General features: G+C 71.3%; 16 protein-coding genes. 4 read left to right on the top strand and 12 right to left on the bottom strand.

Annotated elements, in window-relative coordinates:
• Nucleotides 1-44 precede the first annotated feature (44 nt).
• The 4 genes from ABEA43_RS18600 to ABEA43_RS18585 are packed head-to-tail and all read right to left on the bottom strand — an operon-like array spanning nucleotide 45 to nucleotide 3731.
• Nucleotides 45-848 (bottom strand): SDR family oxidoreductase, encoded by an 804-nt coding sequence (locus ABEA43_RS18600; RefSeq protein WP_345563329.1) that lies wholly within the window; start codon nucleotides 846-848, stop codon nucleotides 45-47.
• A complete protein-coding gene (locus ABEA43_RS18595; protein ID WP_345563327.1) occupies nucleotides 845-2038 on the bottom strand; it encodes a cytochrome P450 in 1194 nt (397 codons plus the stop codon). The genes ABEA43_RS18600 and ABEA43_RS18595 overlap by 4 nt, the downstream gene beginning before the upstream one ends.
• Entirely contained in the window at nucleotides 2035-2991 is a 957-nt protein-coding gene (locus ABEA43_RS18590; RefSeq protein WP_345563326.1) for a phosphotriesterase family protein, read from the bottom strand. Before ABEA43_RS18590 ends, ABEA43_RS18595 begins: the two co-directional genes overlap by 4 nt.
• Complete coding sequence (locus ABEA43_RS18585; protein WP_345563325.1) at nucleotides 2976-3731, bottom strand: phytanoyl-CoA dioxygenase family protein; 756 nt, start codon at nucleotides 3729-3731, stop codon at nucleotides 2976-2978. The genes ABEA43_RS18590 and ABEA43_RS18585 overlap by 16 nt, the downstream gene beginning before the upstream one ends.
• 151 nt (nucleotides 3732-3882) lie before the next feature.
• On the opposite strand from ABEA43_RS18585, the gene ABEA43_RS18580 reads away from it, so the two are divergent.
• Entirely contained in the window at nucleotides 3883-4800 is a 918-nt protein-coding gene (locus ABEA43_RS18580; RefSeq protein ID WP_345563324.1) for a TIGR03621 family F420-dependent LLM class oxidoreductase, read from the top strand.
• On the opposite strand, the gene ABEA43_RS18575 is transcribed toward ABEA43_RS18580, so the two are convergent.
• Nucleotides 4784-5752 (bottom strand): zinc-binding dehydrogenase, encoded by a 969-nt coding sequence (locus tag ABEA43_RS18575; protein ID WP_345563322.1) that lies wholly within the window; start codon nucleotides 5750-5752, stop codon nucleotides 4784-4786. The genes ABEA43_RS18580 and ABEA43_RS18575 overlap by 17 nt on opposite strands.
• Before the next feature lie 58 nt (nucleotides 5753-5810).
• On the opposite strand from ABEA43_RS18575, the gene ABEA43_RS18570 reads away from it, so the two are divergent.
• On the top strand, nucleotides 5811-6395 hold the full coding sequence (locus ABEA43_RS18570; protein ID WP_345563320.1) for a histidine phosphatase family protein: 585 nt from the start codon (nucleotides 5811-5813) through the stop codon (nucleotides 6393-6395).
• Nucleotides 6396-6399: 4 nt separating this feature from the next.
• Here the strand turns inward: ABEA43_RS18570 and ABEA43_RS18565 are convergent, their stop codons facing one another.
• The 6 genes from ABEA43_RS18565 to ABEA43_RS18540 all read right to left on the bottom strand — a co-directional run bounded on the left by ABEA43_RS18565 (nucleotide 6400) and on the right by ABEA43_RS18540 (nucleotide 9792).
• Nucleotides 6400-6663: a sigma factor gene (locus tag ABEA43_RS18565; RefSeq protein ID WP_345563318.1), complete on the bottom strand. Its 264-nt coding sequence runs from the start codon at nucleotides 6661-6663 to the stop codon at nucleotides 6400-6402.
• On the bottom strand, nucleotides 6663-7565 hold the full coding sequence (locus tag ABEA43_RS18560) for a maleylpyruvate isomerase family mycothiol-dependent enzyme (RefSeq protein ID WP_345563317.1): 903 nt from the start codon (nucleotides 7563-7565) through the stop codon (nucleotides 6663-6665). Before ABEA43_RS18560 ends, ABEA43_RS18565 begins: the two co-directional genes overlap by 1 nt.
• 20 nt (nucleotides 7566-7585) lie before the next feature.
• Nucleotides 7586-8344: a hypothetical protein gene (locus tag ABEA43_RS18555; RefSeq protein WP_345563315.1), complete on the bottom strand. Its 759-nt coding sequence runs from the start codon at nucleotides 8342-8344 to the stop codon at nucleotides 7586-7588.
• Nucleotides 8345-8387: 43 nt separating this feature from the next.
• Nucleotides 8388-8645, bottom strand: a complete 258-nt coding sequence (locus tag ABEA43_RS18550; protein WP_138717555.1) for a 3'-5' exonuclease family protein — start codon at nucleotides 8643-8645, stop codon at nucleotides 8388-8390.
• 88 nt (nucleotides 8646-8733) lie between these two features.
• Nucleotides 8734-8970, bottom strand: a complete 237-nt coding sequence (locus ABEA43_RS18545; protein WP_345563310.1) for a DUF397 domain-containing protein — start codon at nucleotides 8968-8970, stop codon at nucleotides 8734-8736.
• A complete protein-coding gene (locus ABEA43_RS18540; RefSeq protein WP_345563833.1) occupies nucleotides 8971-9792 on the bottom strand; it encodes a helix-turn-helix domain-containing protein in 822 nt (273 codons plus the stop codon).
• Between the two features lie 222 nt (nucleotides 9793-10014).
• On the opposite strand from ABEA43_RS18540, the gene ABEA43_RS18535 reads away from it, so the two are divergent.
• On the top strand, nucleotides 10015-10518 hold the full coding sequence (locus tag ABEA43_RS18535) for an ATP-binding protein (RefSeq protein WP_345563308.1): 504 nt from the start codon (nucleotides 10015-10017) through the stop codon (nucleotides 10516-10518).
• 78 nt (nucleotides 10519-10596) lie between these two features.
• Entirely contained in the window at nucleotides 10597-13017 is a 2421-nt protein-coding gene (locus tag ABEA43_RS18530; protein ID WP_345563307.1) for a helicase-associated domain-containing protein, read from the top strand.
• Here ABEA43_RS18530 and ABEA43_RS18525 read toward each other — a convergent pair.
• Nucleotides 13001-14011: an ABC transporter substrate-binding protein gene (locus tag ABEA43_RS18525; RefSeq protein WP_345563306.1), complete on the bottom strand. Its 1011-nt coding sequence runs from the start codon at nucleotides 14009-14011 to the stop codon at nucleotides 13001-13003. The genes ABEA43_RS18530 and ABEA43_RS18525 overlap by 17 nt on opposite strands.
• Nucleotides 14012-14026: the final 15 nt, after the last annotated feature.

Below are 14026 nucleotides of genomic sequence, written 5' to 3'. Positions count from 1 at the left end.
GTGACCGGTGGGCGGGCGCCCCGCGCGGTGCCCGCCCAGCGGTGTCACTGGCCGTCGCGCCACTGGTGCACGGCGTGCTGCGGCCGGTGGGCGAGGGTGCCGGAGTCGATGGCGACGGTCTGGCCGGTGATGCATCTGGCCTCGTCGCTGAGCAGGAAGGACACCAGACCGGCCACGTCGTCCACGGAGCAGGCCCACGGGAGGAGGCGTTCCGCGGCCTTGTCGGCGAGCTGGGCGGGCGTCATGGCGCGCCGCGCGGTCTCGGTCAGCACGAGGGCGGGGGCGACGGCGTTGCAGCGGACGCCGCGGGAGCCGTACATGGTGGCGACGTAGCGGGTGAAGCCGATCAGGGCCGACTTCGAGGACCCGTACGCGGCGTGCACCGTGTCTCCGACCAGGGCGGACACCGAGGACGTGAGGACGATGGCGCCGCCGTCCGGCATGACGGGGACGGTGTGCTTGACCATGAGCATGGCCCCGCGCAGATTGACCTCCATGGTGCGGTCCCAGACGGCGACGTCCAGGCCGTCGAGGTCGCGGTCGCGCCCGTAGACGTCGGCATCGAGCACGGCGGCGTTGGAGTGCAGGACGTCCACCCGGCCGAACGACGTGACCAGCTCCGTCACCGCCTCCCGCACCTGTTTCTCGTCGGAGACGTCGCAGGTGAGCGCCACGGCGGTGCCGCCGTGGGCGCGGATCGCGGCGGCGGTGGCCTTGGCCGCGGCGGCGCGCAGGTCGAGCACGCCCACGAAGGAGCCCTCCGCGGCCAGGCGGGCCGCGCAGGCCGCGCCGATGCCCGCGCCCGCGCCGGTCACCAGGGCGACGCGGCCGTCGAAGCGGCCGCTCACCAGGTCACCGGCAGCGACGTCAGCCCGCGGCCGACGAGCGACTTGCGGTAGGCGACCGGCTCGCCGGGCACGAGCCGCAGCCCCGGCAGGCGGCTGCCGAGCACCTCCAGCGCCGTACGCAGCTGCAGCCGCCCGAGCGCGGCCCCGACGCAGAAGTGGATGCCGTAGCCGAAGACCAGGTGCTCGGCGGCGTTCGGCCGGTCGATGCGGAACCGGTCGGGGTCGGGGAAGACGCTCTCGTCGTGGGCGGCCGAGTCGGTGGACAGCAGGACGAGCTCGCCGGCCGGGATCTTGACGCCGTGCAGGGTGATGTCCGTGGCCGCGTACCTGAACGAGCCCAGCGACGCCCCGTCGATGCGCATGCACTCCTCGGAGGCGTTGGCGACGAGGTCCGGCGGCACCGGCCAGACGCCCTCGCGCAGCAGCCGCAGGACGGTGTTGCCGAGCTGGTTGGGCACGGTGTCGTTGCCGCCGAGCAGGATCGTGGAGATCAGCTCGACGACTTCGCGGTGGCTCAGCTCCGCGCCGATCAGCGCGGTCATCAGGGAGGTGAAGTCGTCCCGGGGGTCCTTGGCCCTGGCGGCCACCAGGCGATCCACGTAATCCAGATATGTCAGGAAACTGTCGGCGAGTTCGAGCTGGCGTTCCGGCTGCTGCGGCGACAGGAAGAGCTGGAACCAGTCCTTGACGTGCGCCTGTACGAACGCCTCGTCCGCTTCCGGCACCCCGATGAAGCGGGCGGTCAGTTTGACCGACGGCTCGTGTCCGATCTCGGTGACGAAGTCGGCCGCGCCGCGCGGGGCGAGCCGGTCCAGGAGGTCCTCGTTGAGCCGCCTGAAGGTCTCCTCCATGGCCGCCACCGCCCTCGGCGTGAACGCCCTGGACACCGAGCGGCGCAGCCGGGTGTGGTCGGGCGGGTCCACGTTCGCCACGAAGCTGGCCAGGAACGAGCCGTGCTCGCCCAGCTTCTCCCTGGTCCGCGCGGTCAGGCTGCGCGAGATCGTCAGTGAGCCCGCCGAGGAGAAGCGCCCGGGGTCGCCGTAGGCCGCGCGCACGTCGGCGTGGCGGGTCAGGACGTACGCGCCGAGGTGCTCGCTGCGGAACACCGGCGAGTGCTCGCGCAGCCCGCGCAGGAACGCGTACGGCGCGGTGACGTGCCAGTCGGAGCTGACGTCGAAGTCCTCGGTCATGCGAAGATCCTCCGCGGGTTGTCGGCGAGCATCTGGCGGAGCTGTTCGTCCGTGACACCCCGCTTGCGGAGCTCCGGCAGGACATCCTGGGAGATGTGCAGGAGGTGGTAGTTGGGGTGGCGCTGCCGCACGACACCGGCGTCGAATCGGTCGTTAAAACAGTAAGAATCGTGACTTAACACCATTTTTTCGGCGTGGCCGCGCTCGCACATCGTCGCCACCGTCGCCACACGGTCCTCGAACGGGCTGATCGTCTCGATGCCGAAGCGGTCCATGCCCAGGTAGGAGCCGTTCGCGACGAGCTCTTCGAGATAGGCGACGTCGGTCGAGTCGCCCGCGTGCCCGATGACGACCTTGCTCAGGTCCACGCCCAGGGAGGCGAGCAGGCGCTGCTGTTCGAGCCCGCCCTGGGAGGCGCTGTGGGAGTGCGTGGTGATCGGCACGCCGGTCGCCAGATGCGCCTCGGCCACCGCCCTGAACACCCGCTCGCAGCCCTTGGTCATCCCCAGATGGTCGGAGGCGCACTTCAGCATGGCCGCCTTGACGCCGGTCCGCCCGATCCCGTCCGTGATGTCGCGGACGAAAAACTCCGCCAGCCGGTCGGGCCCGCCGAACAGCGACCCGGGACCCCGGTTGGCGAAGTACGGCGGCAGCGTGTCGTAGGTGTAAAGGCCGGTGGCGGCCACGATGTTCACCCTGGTCAGCGCGGCCACCCGCTGCACGGCCGGCACGTAGCGGCCGAGCCCGACCACGGTCAGGTCCACGATCGTGTCGATGCCCTCGTCCTTCAGCGCGTCGAGCTTGGCCGCCGCCTCGCGCGCCCGCGCGTCCAGGTTCCACGTCTCGGGGATGTCCGGCCAGTTCCACAGGATCTCCGGGCTCAGCCCGAAGACGTGCTCGTGCATCAGCGTCGCCCCGAGGTCGGCGACCGGGCCGTTCACGGTTTCAGGCACGGGAACCTCTCGTGCTCGAACGGGCGGTTCACCTCGAGCCCGAGCCCGTCGGTCTGCCCGTACGGCAGGCCGGTGTAGAGGGCGTCGGCGTCGAAGTAGGTGACCGTGAACGACAGGCGCGGCCGGTCACGGCGGTTGGCGGGCGCGCCGTGCACGGTCAGCGCGTGGTGCACGGTCGCGTCACCGGCCTTGAGGTCGAGCGGCGGCGACAGCTCCAGCTCCTTGAGCCAGGGATGCTGGCTGAGCTGGTCGTCCCCCGGGCGGGTGAAGCTGCGCCCGAGCAGCCCGCACCGGTGGGAGCCGTCGTAGAAGCGCAGCGACCCCATGTCGGCGGGCACGTCGGCCAGCGCGAGCCAGACGGTCAGCATCGCCGAGCGGTCCATCGGCATCCAGGGGAAGTCCTGGTGGAACTCGGTGGCGCCGTGCTCACCCGGCTCCTTGACCAGCAGGTTGGTGACCTGCACGCGGACGGCCCGCACGCCGCGCAGCAGGCGGACGGCGTTGCGGCCCATCTGGGCGTTCGAGGTCAGCCCGGCGAACATCTCATCGCTCTCCGCGACGTCCCTCGACTGCCCGAACGCCTGGTCCACGAGCGTCGTCCGGCTCCTGCTCCGCGCTCTGAGATGGCCGATGGCGCGCTCGCGCAGGGCCGCCACGCTCTCGGGGTCGATCAGCCGGCCGAGCCGCACCCAGCCGTGGGTGCCGAAGAACGCCACCTCGTCGTCCGTCGCTTGACGCACGGGGATCTCCATGCGCCCAGTCTCGCACCTAAAGCAAGCGCTTGGTAAGACCCGTCATTTGAGCAGCCCCTCCTCATGCGCCCTCCTCCCGCCGAGCGGGGCGCGCGTATGGTTGTGGCCAAGCGCTTGGTCAACAGAAGCGGGAGGCACCGTGCGGCGGATCAGGTTCGGGGCGGTGGTACGCGAGGCCGGTTCGGCCAAGGAGTGGGCCGAGAAGGCCAGGCGGCTCGAAGGGGCCGGGTTCGACGTGTTGCTGGTGCCCGATCACCTGGTCGGGCCCAGGTTCGCGCCGATCGCCGCCCTCACGGCGGCCGCCTGCGCCACCGAGCGGCTGCGGGTGGGGACGCTCGTGTTCGCCAACGACTTCCGGCATCCGGCCGTGCTCGCCAAGGAGGCGGCCACGCTCGACGTCCTGTCCGGCGGGCGGCTGGAGGTCGGGATCGGGACCGGCTGGATGGCCGGCGACTACGCGGGCGCCGGGCTGCCGCTGGACCCCCCGGGCGTGCGGGTGGCGCGGCTGGCGGAGGCGATCACCGTGCTGAAGGGACTCTGGCGGGACGAGCCGTTCAGCTTCACCGGCACGCACTACCGGATCGACCGGCTCGACCAGCGGCCCAAGCCCGTACGCAGGCCGCATCCGCCCCTGGTGCTCGGCGGCGGCGGCCCACGGGTGCTGCGCCTGGCCGCCGAGGAGGCGGACGTCGTCAACATCGGGATGCGGGTGAAAGGCGACGGCAGCGGGCCCGACGCGCGGGACGGCGGGCTGGAGGCGTTCCTGGGCAAGCTGCAGATCGTGCGCGCGGCGGCCGGTGACCGCTATGCCCGCCTGGAGCTGGGCACGAGCGTGGTCCAGGTGGGCGAGCGGAAGGCGGAGGAGTCGTGGAGCGCCGCCGACAGCTCGGGGCTGAACGAGACGCCGCAGGTCCTCCTAGGGACCCGTCACGACATAGCCGACAAGATCCGTTATTGGCGAGATGAGCACGATATTTCGTATTTCGTGGTGCATCATGAGCGCGACCTCCCCGTCTTCGCCCCCATCGTCGAGGAGCTGGCTACGGCACCAGGATGACCTTGCCCATCGTGGTCCTGCCCTCCATGGCCTCGTGCGCCGCGACCGCCCCGGCCAGCGGGAACGCCTGGACGGCCGGCGTCAGCGACCCGTCGGCGGCGGCCGCGAGCGCCCTGGCCTGCAGATCGCCGAAGCCCCCTGGACGCCCGAGCAACCGGCCGATCCCGTCGACCACCGTCACGCCGCGCGCCGCGGCCTCCGCCTTGCCGGGGAAGAACCACTCCCCCGCCGCCGACCCGAACACCAGGTGCCGCCCACCCCGCCCCACCAGCCCGTACGCCGAACGCCCCAGCTCGCCGCCGACCCCGTCGAAGACCACGCTCACCTCCCCGAACGCCTCCCGCACCACCTTGTCCCATCCCGGCAGCCGGTAGTCGACCGCCAGGTCGGCCCCGAGCTCCGCGACCCGCCCGGCCTTCTCCGGCCCGCCGGCCGCCCCGACCACCCGGGCGCCGGCGCGGCGGGCGTACTGCACGAGCAGCGTCCCGATCCCGCCGGCGGCCGCCATGACCAGCACCACGTCGGACGGGCCCGGCGGAGCCAGCTCCAGCAGCCCGAACGTGGTGGCCCCCGTGGCGCCCACGGCGAGCGCCGTGCCGTCGTCCAGGTGGTCCGGCAGGACGGTCAGCGACGCGGCGCCGGCCACGGCGAGCGAGGCGTACCCGCCGGAGATCACATCGGAGGTCAGCACCCGCCGCCCGGTGAGATCGGCGGGCACCCCCTCGCCCGCCGACTCCACCACGCCGGCGACCTCCCCGCCGAGGATGGCCGGCAGATCGGGCGCGGGGTGCGGCCCGACGGGCCGGCCCTGCCGCAGCACGGTGTCGATGAAGTGCACTCCGGCGGCGCGCACCGCGATGCGCACCTGCCCGGCCTGCGGAACCGGGTCCGGCACGGTCTCCAGGCGGAGGTTCGCGGCGGGCCCGTACGAGTGCAGTCTGATCGCGTCCATGAGCCCAGCCTGCTACCTGAAGTTTGGTTGAGGTCAAGCGTGCCGGATGATGGACCTCATGAACGAGATGCTGCTGCTCCGGCACGGTGAGACCGAGTGGAGCAAGGCGGGCAGGCACACGGGCCGTACCGACCTGCCTTTGACGGAGCACGGCGAGGACCAGGCCAGGGCGCTGGCGCCGCTGGTGAAGGGCCAGCGGTTCGACCTGGTGCTGGTCTCGCCCGCCCAGCGCGCCCGGCGGACGGCGGAGCTGGCCGGGCTGGCCGGATACCAGGTGGACGAGGACATGTGGGAGTGGGACTACGGCGGCTACGAGGGGATCACCACCCCGGAGATCCGCGAGGGCAGGCCGGGCTGGTACCTGTGGCGTGACGGCGTGACCCCCGGCGACGCCGAGCATCCCGGCGAGAGCGCCGCCGACGTTGCCGCCCGCGCCGACCGCGTCATCGCGCGGGCGAAGCAGGCCGACGGGCGGGTGGCGCTGGTCGCGCACGGCCACTTCCTGCGGGTCCTGGCCGCCCGCTGGCTGGGCCTGGAGCCGGAGGGTGGCCGGCTGCTGAAGCTCGACACCGGCACCTACTCGCGGCTCGGCTTCGAGCACGAGGAGCCGGTGCTGGTCGCCTGGAACGCCCCCGTGAGCTGAGCGCTCAGCCCACCTTGGCGCGCAGCGCCGACTCGTGCAGCGCCCTGCTGACCAGCCAGCCGCGCAGCGAGCCGAGGCCGGGATCGTAGGACAGGGGTTGCTCCCACAGGGCCACGAACACGCTCTGGGTGACCTCTTCGGCGAACGCCTGGCTCCCGGTGACCTTGACCGCGACCCCGTAGACGTACGAGCCGTGCTCGTCGTAGGCGTCGGCCAGCGCGTCGAGGTCGCCGGCCGTCAGGCGTGCGCACAGGTCCATGTCGCTCATCAGTCGCATCCCAGCGTGGCGGCGGCGCGGATCAGTTCACGGGCGAGCGCGGGGTCGCCCTCGGCGGCGTAGGGGAAGGCGCCGGGCGGCCATCGGTTGGCCAGCAGCCGGCAGAAGTCCACCGCGTCCGCCGACAGGAACACGGCGACGTGGTCGGAGGCCCGCGAGAACGGGATCGTCCAGGTGCCGCCGCCCGGACCGGTCAGCACCACGGTGACCGAGAGGTCGCGGCGCGACCCCTTCATCGCGCGCGGCAGCAGCGCCAGCCCGAACTCCGCGATCATGTGCACGTGCACGTCGCGCGGCGCGGCCCGCGACCGCTCCGTGGCGGCCCTGATGTCGTCGGCGTGCGTCCACGTCTCGAACGTCCGCTGGATCATGGCCTGGCGCAGCGGCGCGCGGGCCGGCCGCGGGCCCGCCAGCGCCACCTCGACGCCGAGCAGCACCTCGCTGCCGGCCGAGACCCGTTCGAGCAGCGATCCGGCCTGCTCGCGCCAGCGCCGGTGCACGGGCACGGGCACGGGCCGCAGGCCGGGCGCGCCCCTGGGCTTGGCGCCCATGAACTCGGCCACGGTGGCGTCGTTGGCCGCCAGATGCTCCAGCAGGCCTCTGACGGTGCCGTGCTTGGCGACCGGGGCGTCCCACTGGGGCCCGCTCAGCTCCGCCAGCAGGTCGTCCATGAGCGCGACCTGCTCGGCGTACGGGGTCGCGACGGAGGCCACGTCCAGCGCGGCCGGGGTGCGGCGGCGGCGCGCCAGCGACAGGACCGCCTCGCGCAGCGTCGGCGGCGGTCGCACCGCCGTCTCCGGCTGGTCGAGCAGCGCGATGGCCGCGCCGCAGTCGGGGCACGAGGCGACGTGGTCGTCGGGGCTCTGCCCGTTGTAGAGGTACGAGTCCGTCATGACTACCTCCGCAGCCGAAGCTAACCCGGCGGGCTCCCGAGAGCCAGGCGGCAACCGGGGAACGGTGCCAGCAGCGTCTCACGCCAGCGGCCTTCTAGGTAGTCGCGGGCCCGTTTGCCCCAGTCCAGCAGGCGGGGGTCGGGCGCCACCTCGTCGTCCAGGCCCAGGGCCGCGTCGCGGGCGCGCTGCGTGGCCAGGTGGTCGTCGAGCGAGACGGCCCAGATCGTGACCGCCTCGGTGTCGCAGAACAGCACCTCGTACAGGCCGGCCAGGGTGTGACCGTGCTCGGCGAGCACGGGGGCGCGTTCCGTGCGTACGGCTTCGAGGTAGTCGAGCGCGGCTCCCGGGCGGACGCGGGCGCTCTCGAAGAGGTAGAGCTCGGCGGCGGGCGCCTCGGACAGCGGCGGGCAGCCCGCCACGGCGCCGAGCGGCCGGGAGTAGGCGGAGAAGCGCAGGTCGTCGATGTCGGACAGGAACAGGCGCTCGTCCACGCCCTGGTAGATCTCCATCATCTGCCGCCAGCCGCCCTCCCAGCCGCCGTGGCAGTCCCACAGCGTGACGGCCTTGAACTGCGGGTGGCCGGTGATGCCGACGGCGTAGAAGGCGCCGACCAGGTCGATCTCGCGGGACCTGATGGACATGCCGGAGGTGAGCGAGGGCGCGGTGCGGCTCTCGTCCTCGCGTTTGTACCTGGTCAGCCAGGTGAGGTACTCCAGCGGACGCCTGGAGTTCATCGGCCTGAAGTCGACCTCTTCGAGCAGGTGGATCGCGCGCCGCACCACGCCTCCTCTACCAAGCGGTTGCTCGGCTTGAGGATAGCGATCAGGTCAGCGCTTGGGAAGGTTGCGGGCCGCGCCCGGTGAGCCATTCCAGGACCCTGCGGTGGCCAGAGGTGGCGTCCTCGAAGTGGCCCCAGTGCCAGTACCGCGGCTGGTCGCGGATGCCGGTCACCCAGGTCCGGTAGGAGACCGAGGCCCCCGTGGTGGCGGGCGCCACGCCGTATGTGCGGATCACGACCTTGCCGCCGGGTGCGAACAGCACGTCGTCGGCGATCGGATACAGGGTCATCTGGTCGAGCATGTCCCTGATCATGGCGGTGGGAGGAGGCCGGACGGTTACGCCTCCGGCGCGCCCTCGTTAAGCGGGCGCGCCGGAGGTAAACACGCTGTTACACGAGAAGGCCGTCGAACTCTCCGTCCTTCACCCCGAGCACCAGAGCCCGGATCTCGTCGCGGGTATAGATGAGGGCAGGGCCGTCGGGGAAGCGCGAGTTGCGCACCGCGACGCCGCCGTCGGGAAGCTGCGCGAGCTCCACGCAGTTGCCCTGCGAGTTGCTGTAGCGGCTCTTGCGCCACGCGACCTGCGTCAGGTCCGCCGCGGGCATGCCGTTGTAGGTCTGGTTCATCTACATCTTTCTGAGAAGACCGCCGATGAGCTCGACGGTGCCCCCTGGCGTGGTGCTTTCCACGCACAGTTGCTCCATGGCGGTGAGGTACGGGTCGATGTCCTCACGCTTGTCCAGGTACAGGGCACCCCAGAGCTGCTCGACGTAGACAACGTCCGACAAGTCGGACTCGGGAAACCGCAAGATGCTGAACGCGCCCCCTTCAGCGGCATGCTTGCCGAACTTGAAGGGCATCACCTGGATGGTGATGTTGGGAAGAGCCGCGACTTCCAGCAGATGCTGGAGCTGCTCGGACATGACCTCCCGCCCGCCGATGGTCCGCTTGAGCGCCGCCTCGTCGATGACGGCCCACAACCGGGGTCCATCTTTCTGGGTGAAGCGCTCCTGGCGCTGCATGCGCATATGCACGCGCCGCTCAATCTTCTCGGGACTCGCATCGGGGTTGCCAAGCTGATAGACCGATCGCGCATACGAGGCTGTCTGCAACAGGCCGGGCACGAACTGCACCTCATAGGTGCGGATCACGCTGGCAGCCTCTTCCAGGCCCACGTACGTGGTGAACCACGTGGGCAACTCGGATGAATACTTGTGCCACCACCCGGGGGTGTTGGCCTCGCGAACCATCTCCAGCAGGGCACGGCGCTCGGCATCGTCGACGACGCCGTACAGGGTCAGCAGGTCTTCCACGTCACGTGTCTTGAATCCGACACGACCGAGCTCCATACGGCTGATCTTGGACTCGGACGCCCGGATGTGAAATCCGGCCTGTCCACGGTCGAGCCCGCTGGCTTCACGCAGGCGCCTGAGACTCGCCCCAAGCATGATGCGCCGAACGGTCGAACCGGAACCGGGCGGATCAATCGACACGTGCTGCTCCTTGGTCGTTTCCTTGCGACACAGTCTGTCACTTCACGGCCGAAAGATCATGGGCCGCGGACAAGATCCCCTTTCCCCCATATTGACCATTTGATGGCAACCGTAGCGCGTGCACGGTTTGTCTGCACGTGCATTCGCTCTTGCACCTGCACGAGAGTTTGCCGCAGAATGATCTACGTGCAATCCACCACGGCGCACGGCCAATGGACCACGTTCGACTGGTGGCCTCCGGTCGGCTGGTGGCCGGAGGCGGCTCGCGATCTGCTGGCCCCCGGCCCCTCCGCGAGTGCCACGTTCGTGCTCCCGCCCAACGCGTCCTCGGCCCACTCGGCCCGCAGCCTGGCGGCCGGCGCCCTGTCGGGATGGGGGCTCGCCGAGCTGATCGAGAACATGGAGCTCGTGGTCTCCGAGCTCGCCACCAACGCGCTGCGCCACGGCCTGCACCTGGCCGAGCCGCACTGCGCGCGGCCTGTCCACATGTCGCTGGTGCGCCGGGGGTCACTCGTCACCAGCGCCTTCACCGATCCCGGCTCCTCGGTGCCCGTGCTGCGATACCCTGGCCCCCTTGACACCGGTGGCCTCGGACTCCACATCGTCGAATCGCTCAGCCTCCGCTGGGGCTGGTCAGCACTCGCACCACACGGAAAGATCGTCTGGGCAGTCCTCTCCTGACCGGGGGTGATCTGCATTACCGTGGATGGTCATGGCTCACGGTGAGTCCCGCGCGCGACCCCATGAGAGTGCTGACAGATGGAAGATCACCTGCTCGGCTGGCTGCGAACACTAGAAGAAGACAGGCTTGGCCGCATCCTCGCGAACAGGCCTGACGCCATCGCCGCGCCCTGGCCGCGCCGGCTCGACACCCTCGCCCAGCGGCTGGGCAACGGGTTCGCCGTGATGGAGACCCTGCGGGACCTGCCGCTGCCCTGCCTGCAGCTGGCCGAGGCGGCGCTGGCCATGAGCCGCCCCACGGCCGAGCGGCTGGCGGACTTCGTCGACACCCAGGCCGGCGAGGTGACCCCCTGGCTTGAGCACCTCTATGACCACGCGCTGGCCTGGCCGGGCGACGACGGCGTGATCCGGCTCGCGGAAGGCGTCTCACGCTGGTGGGCCGCGCCGCTCGGCCTGGGCGAGCCGCTCGGCCACTACCTCAACTCCTGGACGATCAGCAACGACGCGCTGCACGCGCTCGCCCGTAACGTCGGCCTGCCCGCGCAGGGCAACAAGCGCCGCACGATCGCCCGTGTCACCGAGGCGCTCAGCGACGCCGGCCGGATGCAGGCGCTGCTGCGCGGCGCGCCCGAGGGCACGGCGCCGCTGCTCGACCGGTTCGCCTGGGACGGGCCTTCACGCGACATCGACGGCGGCAGGTTCGTCACGCCCGGCACGCCGGAGAAGTGGTGCGCCGACCACGGCCTGCTTTTCCGCCCGAGCTGGCACGTCGCCGAGATCCCCCGCGAGGTGGCGATCTGCCTGCGCGGCCCCGGCTACCATCCGGCCTTCCGGCCCGTGGCGCCCGAGGTGGCGACGATCCCGGTCGATCCAGAAGAGGTCGATCATCTGATGACGCTGGCCGCGCCGCATGTGGTCGAGCGCTGCGCGGCCCTGCTGGACAACACCTCCAAGACGCCGCTGCCGCTGCTCAAGACGGGCGGCGTGGGCGTGCGCGAGGTCCGCAGGATGGCCAAGGAGACCGGCTGCGACGAGGACGAGACGCGGCTGCTGCTGGAGGTCTGCGCGGTGGCCAGGCTGCTGGCCTGGGACGAGCAGTCGGGCGGCATGATCCCCACCGAGCGCTTCGACCGGTGGCGGCTCGACGAGGGCTCGGCCAGGCTGCGGGTGCTGCTGTCGGCGTGGTGGCGCATGGAGCGCTCCTCGCTGCGCAAGATCGACGGCAAGTACGGCACCGTGCTGGGCGACGACCCCGCCGGCAGCGCCGTGGCCCGGGTGCGCAGGGCCGTGCTGGCGGTGCTGGCCCACCTACCCGCGGGCACGGGCTTCGCCGACCGCGACAGCCTGGTGGCCAACGTGCACTGGCACGCGCCGCTGCTCGACCAGGAGCTGCTGCGGGAGTGCGCGCCCGCGGTGCTGGCCGAGGCGACGCTGCTGGGCCTGCTGGCCAACGACGCGCTCACCGACCTCGGCCGGGCGCTGTCCGGGCTCACCGCCAAGCCGGGCGACGAGAACGACGACTCCGTTCCCCTGGTCGAGCACGACCCCGTGCTGGCCGCGGCGTCCACCCGGGCGCTGGCGAGCGTGCGCAGGAGCGCCCTGTTCGGGCCCGACCTGACCGCGGTGGTGACGGGGCCCCCGTCGGCGGAGCTGGCGGCGCTGCTCGACCGGGCCGCCGAGCGCGAGTCCCGCGGCGCGGCCTCGGTGTGGCGGTTCACCACCGAGAGCGTGCGCCGCGCCCTCGACCACGGCTACGAGGCCGACGCGCTGCTCGACGAGCTGGCCGGCGTCGGCACGATCCCGCAGCCGCTCGAATACCTCGTCCGCGACACCGCCCGCAGGCACGGCGAGGTGACCGTGACGACGGTCGGCTGCGTCATCCAGGCCGGCGACCCCGGGCTGCTGGCCGAGATCGCCGCGCACCGGCGGCTGAGCCGGCTCGGCCTGCGGCTGCTCGCCCCCACGGTGCTGGTCAGCGCGGCCGGCGCCGAACGCACCCTGGCCCTGCTGCGCGAGAACGGCTACTCCCCCGTGCCCGTCTCCGACACCGGCCAGATCACCATCCACCGGGTCAGGGCCGAGGAGCCGCACAACGGCAAGCTGGTCCTGCTGCCCGGCGGGCAGGTGGCCGAGCTGGCCGAGTTTCCGGACATCGCGGAGCTGGAGGCGCCCCCCTACATCCTGGCCGAGCCCACACCCGACCCGTACGAGCACGCCCGCCGCCTGCTCACCGACAACCGGGCCGAAGACGGCAAGAGCGGACGCACCTGGGCGATCATCGGCAGGATGGCGACCAGGCTGCCGACCGCGCAGCAGTCGCTGCTCGGCTTCGTGGTCGACCGCGGCGTGCGCGCGGGCATCACGCTGACCGGCGGGCTGACCGCCACCATCAGCCACGGCGAGCTCAAGGGCTGCGCGCTGGACGCCTGGTGCGAGGAGGCGGGCGACTACCTGGAGTTCCCGCTCGCCGAGATCGTGGAGGTCAGGGGAGCTTATTAGCCTTCCCGAGGTTGGCCACCAGCTCCTCCAGGAAGGCCGCGTACGTCTGATAGCTGAACGGGATCTCCGCGCGCCACGGGTAGAGCTGGCCGGCCTTGACCGCGGGGAGCTTGGCGAAGGTGGGCATCTTCAGCATCTCCTCGGGTTTGATCGACTGGGTGCGGGTGTCGTAGAGAATCACGTCGGCCTCGTACTCGTCCGCGTTCTCCCAGCTCAGGGTTTGGAAAAAGCCCTGTTCGTCCACCTTTGACGGCGTGACGAGGTTCAGTCCGGCGGCGGCGACGTGCTTGAGGTCCGGGTGGTCCGGCGGGTTCGACACCCACATCGACTCGGGGCTGCCGGACATCACGAGGATCTTGAGGTCCTTGAACCGCGCCAGCTCCTTGGTGGCGGCCTCCATGCGGGCCTTGGCCTCGGGGACGCCCCGCATGTCCGCGCCGAGGGATTTCGCCAGCTCCTCGTACTTGCTGAGCACCTCGGTGGCGCTGCGGCCGAGCAGCATGATGCCCGCGGTCGGGGCGACCTGCTCGATGGTGTCCTTGGACTTCTCGGGCACGTACCAGAGGGCTTCCTTGGTGTACATGCCGCTGACCAGGAGGTCCGGCTGCAGTGAGATGTACTTCTCGACGTTGAACTCGTCCCACACGTTGCCCAGGGACTCCACCTTGGTGATGTCCACGTTGCCCACCTGCGGGTCCTTGGCGCCGTCCTTGAGCTTGTGCGGGCCGAAGACCGCGATGGGCCGCACGCCGAAGTCCCAGAGCGCGGCGGCGGCTCCGACCTGGGCGACGATCCTGGACGGGCGCTTGGCCTGGTCGAGCTTCCTGCCGCGGTCGTCGGTGAAGGTCCAGCTCTGGGCCGTCGCCGCGGATGAGCCTGCGGCGGCGGGGGCCGTCTCGGAGCCTCCGCCGCCGCAGGACGCCAGTGTCAGGGTCGCCGCGAGGCCTGCCGCCGCCGACAGGAACCCTCTACGAGCCAGTGGCGATCCCGACATGTCCGTCTCCCAAGG

This window comes from Nonomuraea rosea, assembly GCF_039539705.1.
GTDB lineage: Bacteria > Actinomycetota > Actinomycetes > Streptosporangiales > Streptosporangiaceae > Nonomuraea > Nonomuraea rosea.
This window is presented reverse-complemented; position numbering and strand designations above follow the sequence as displayed.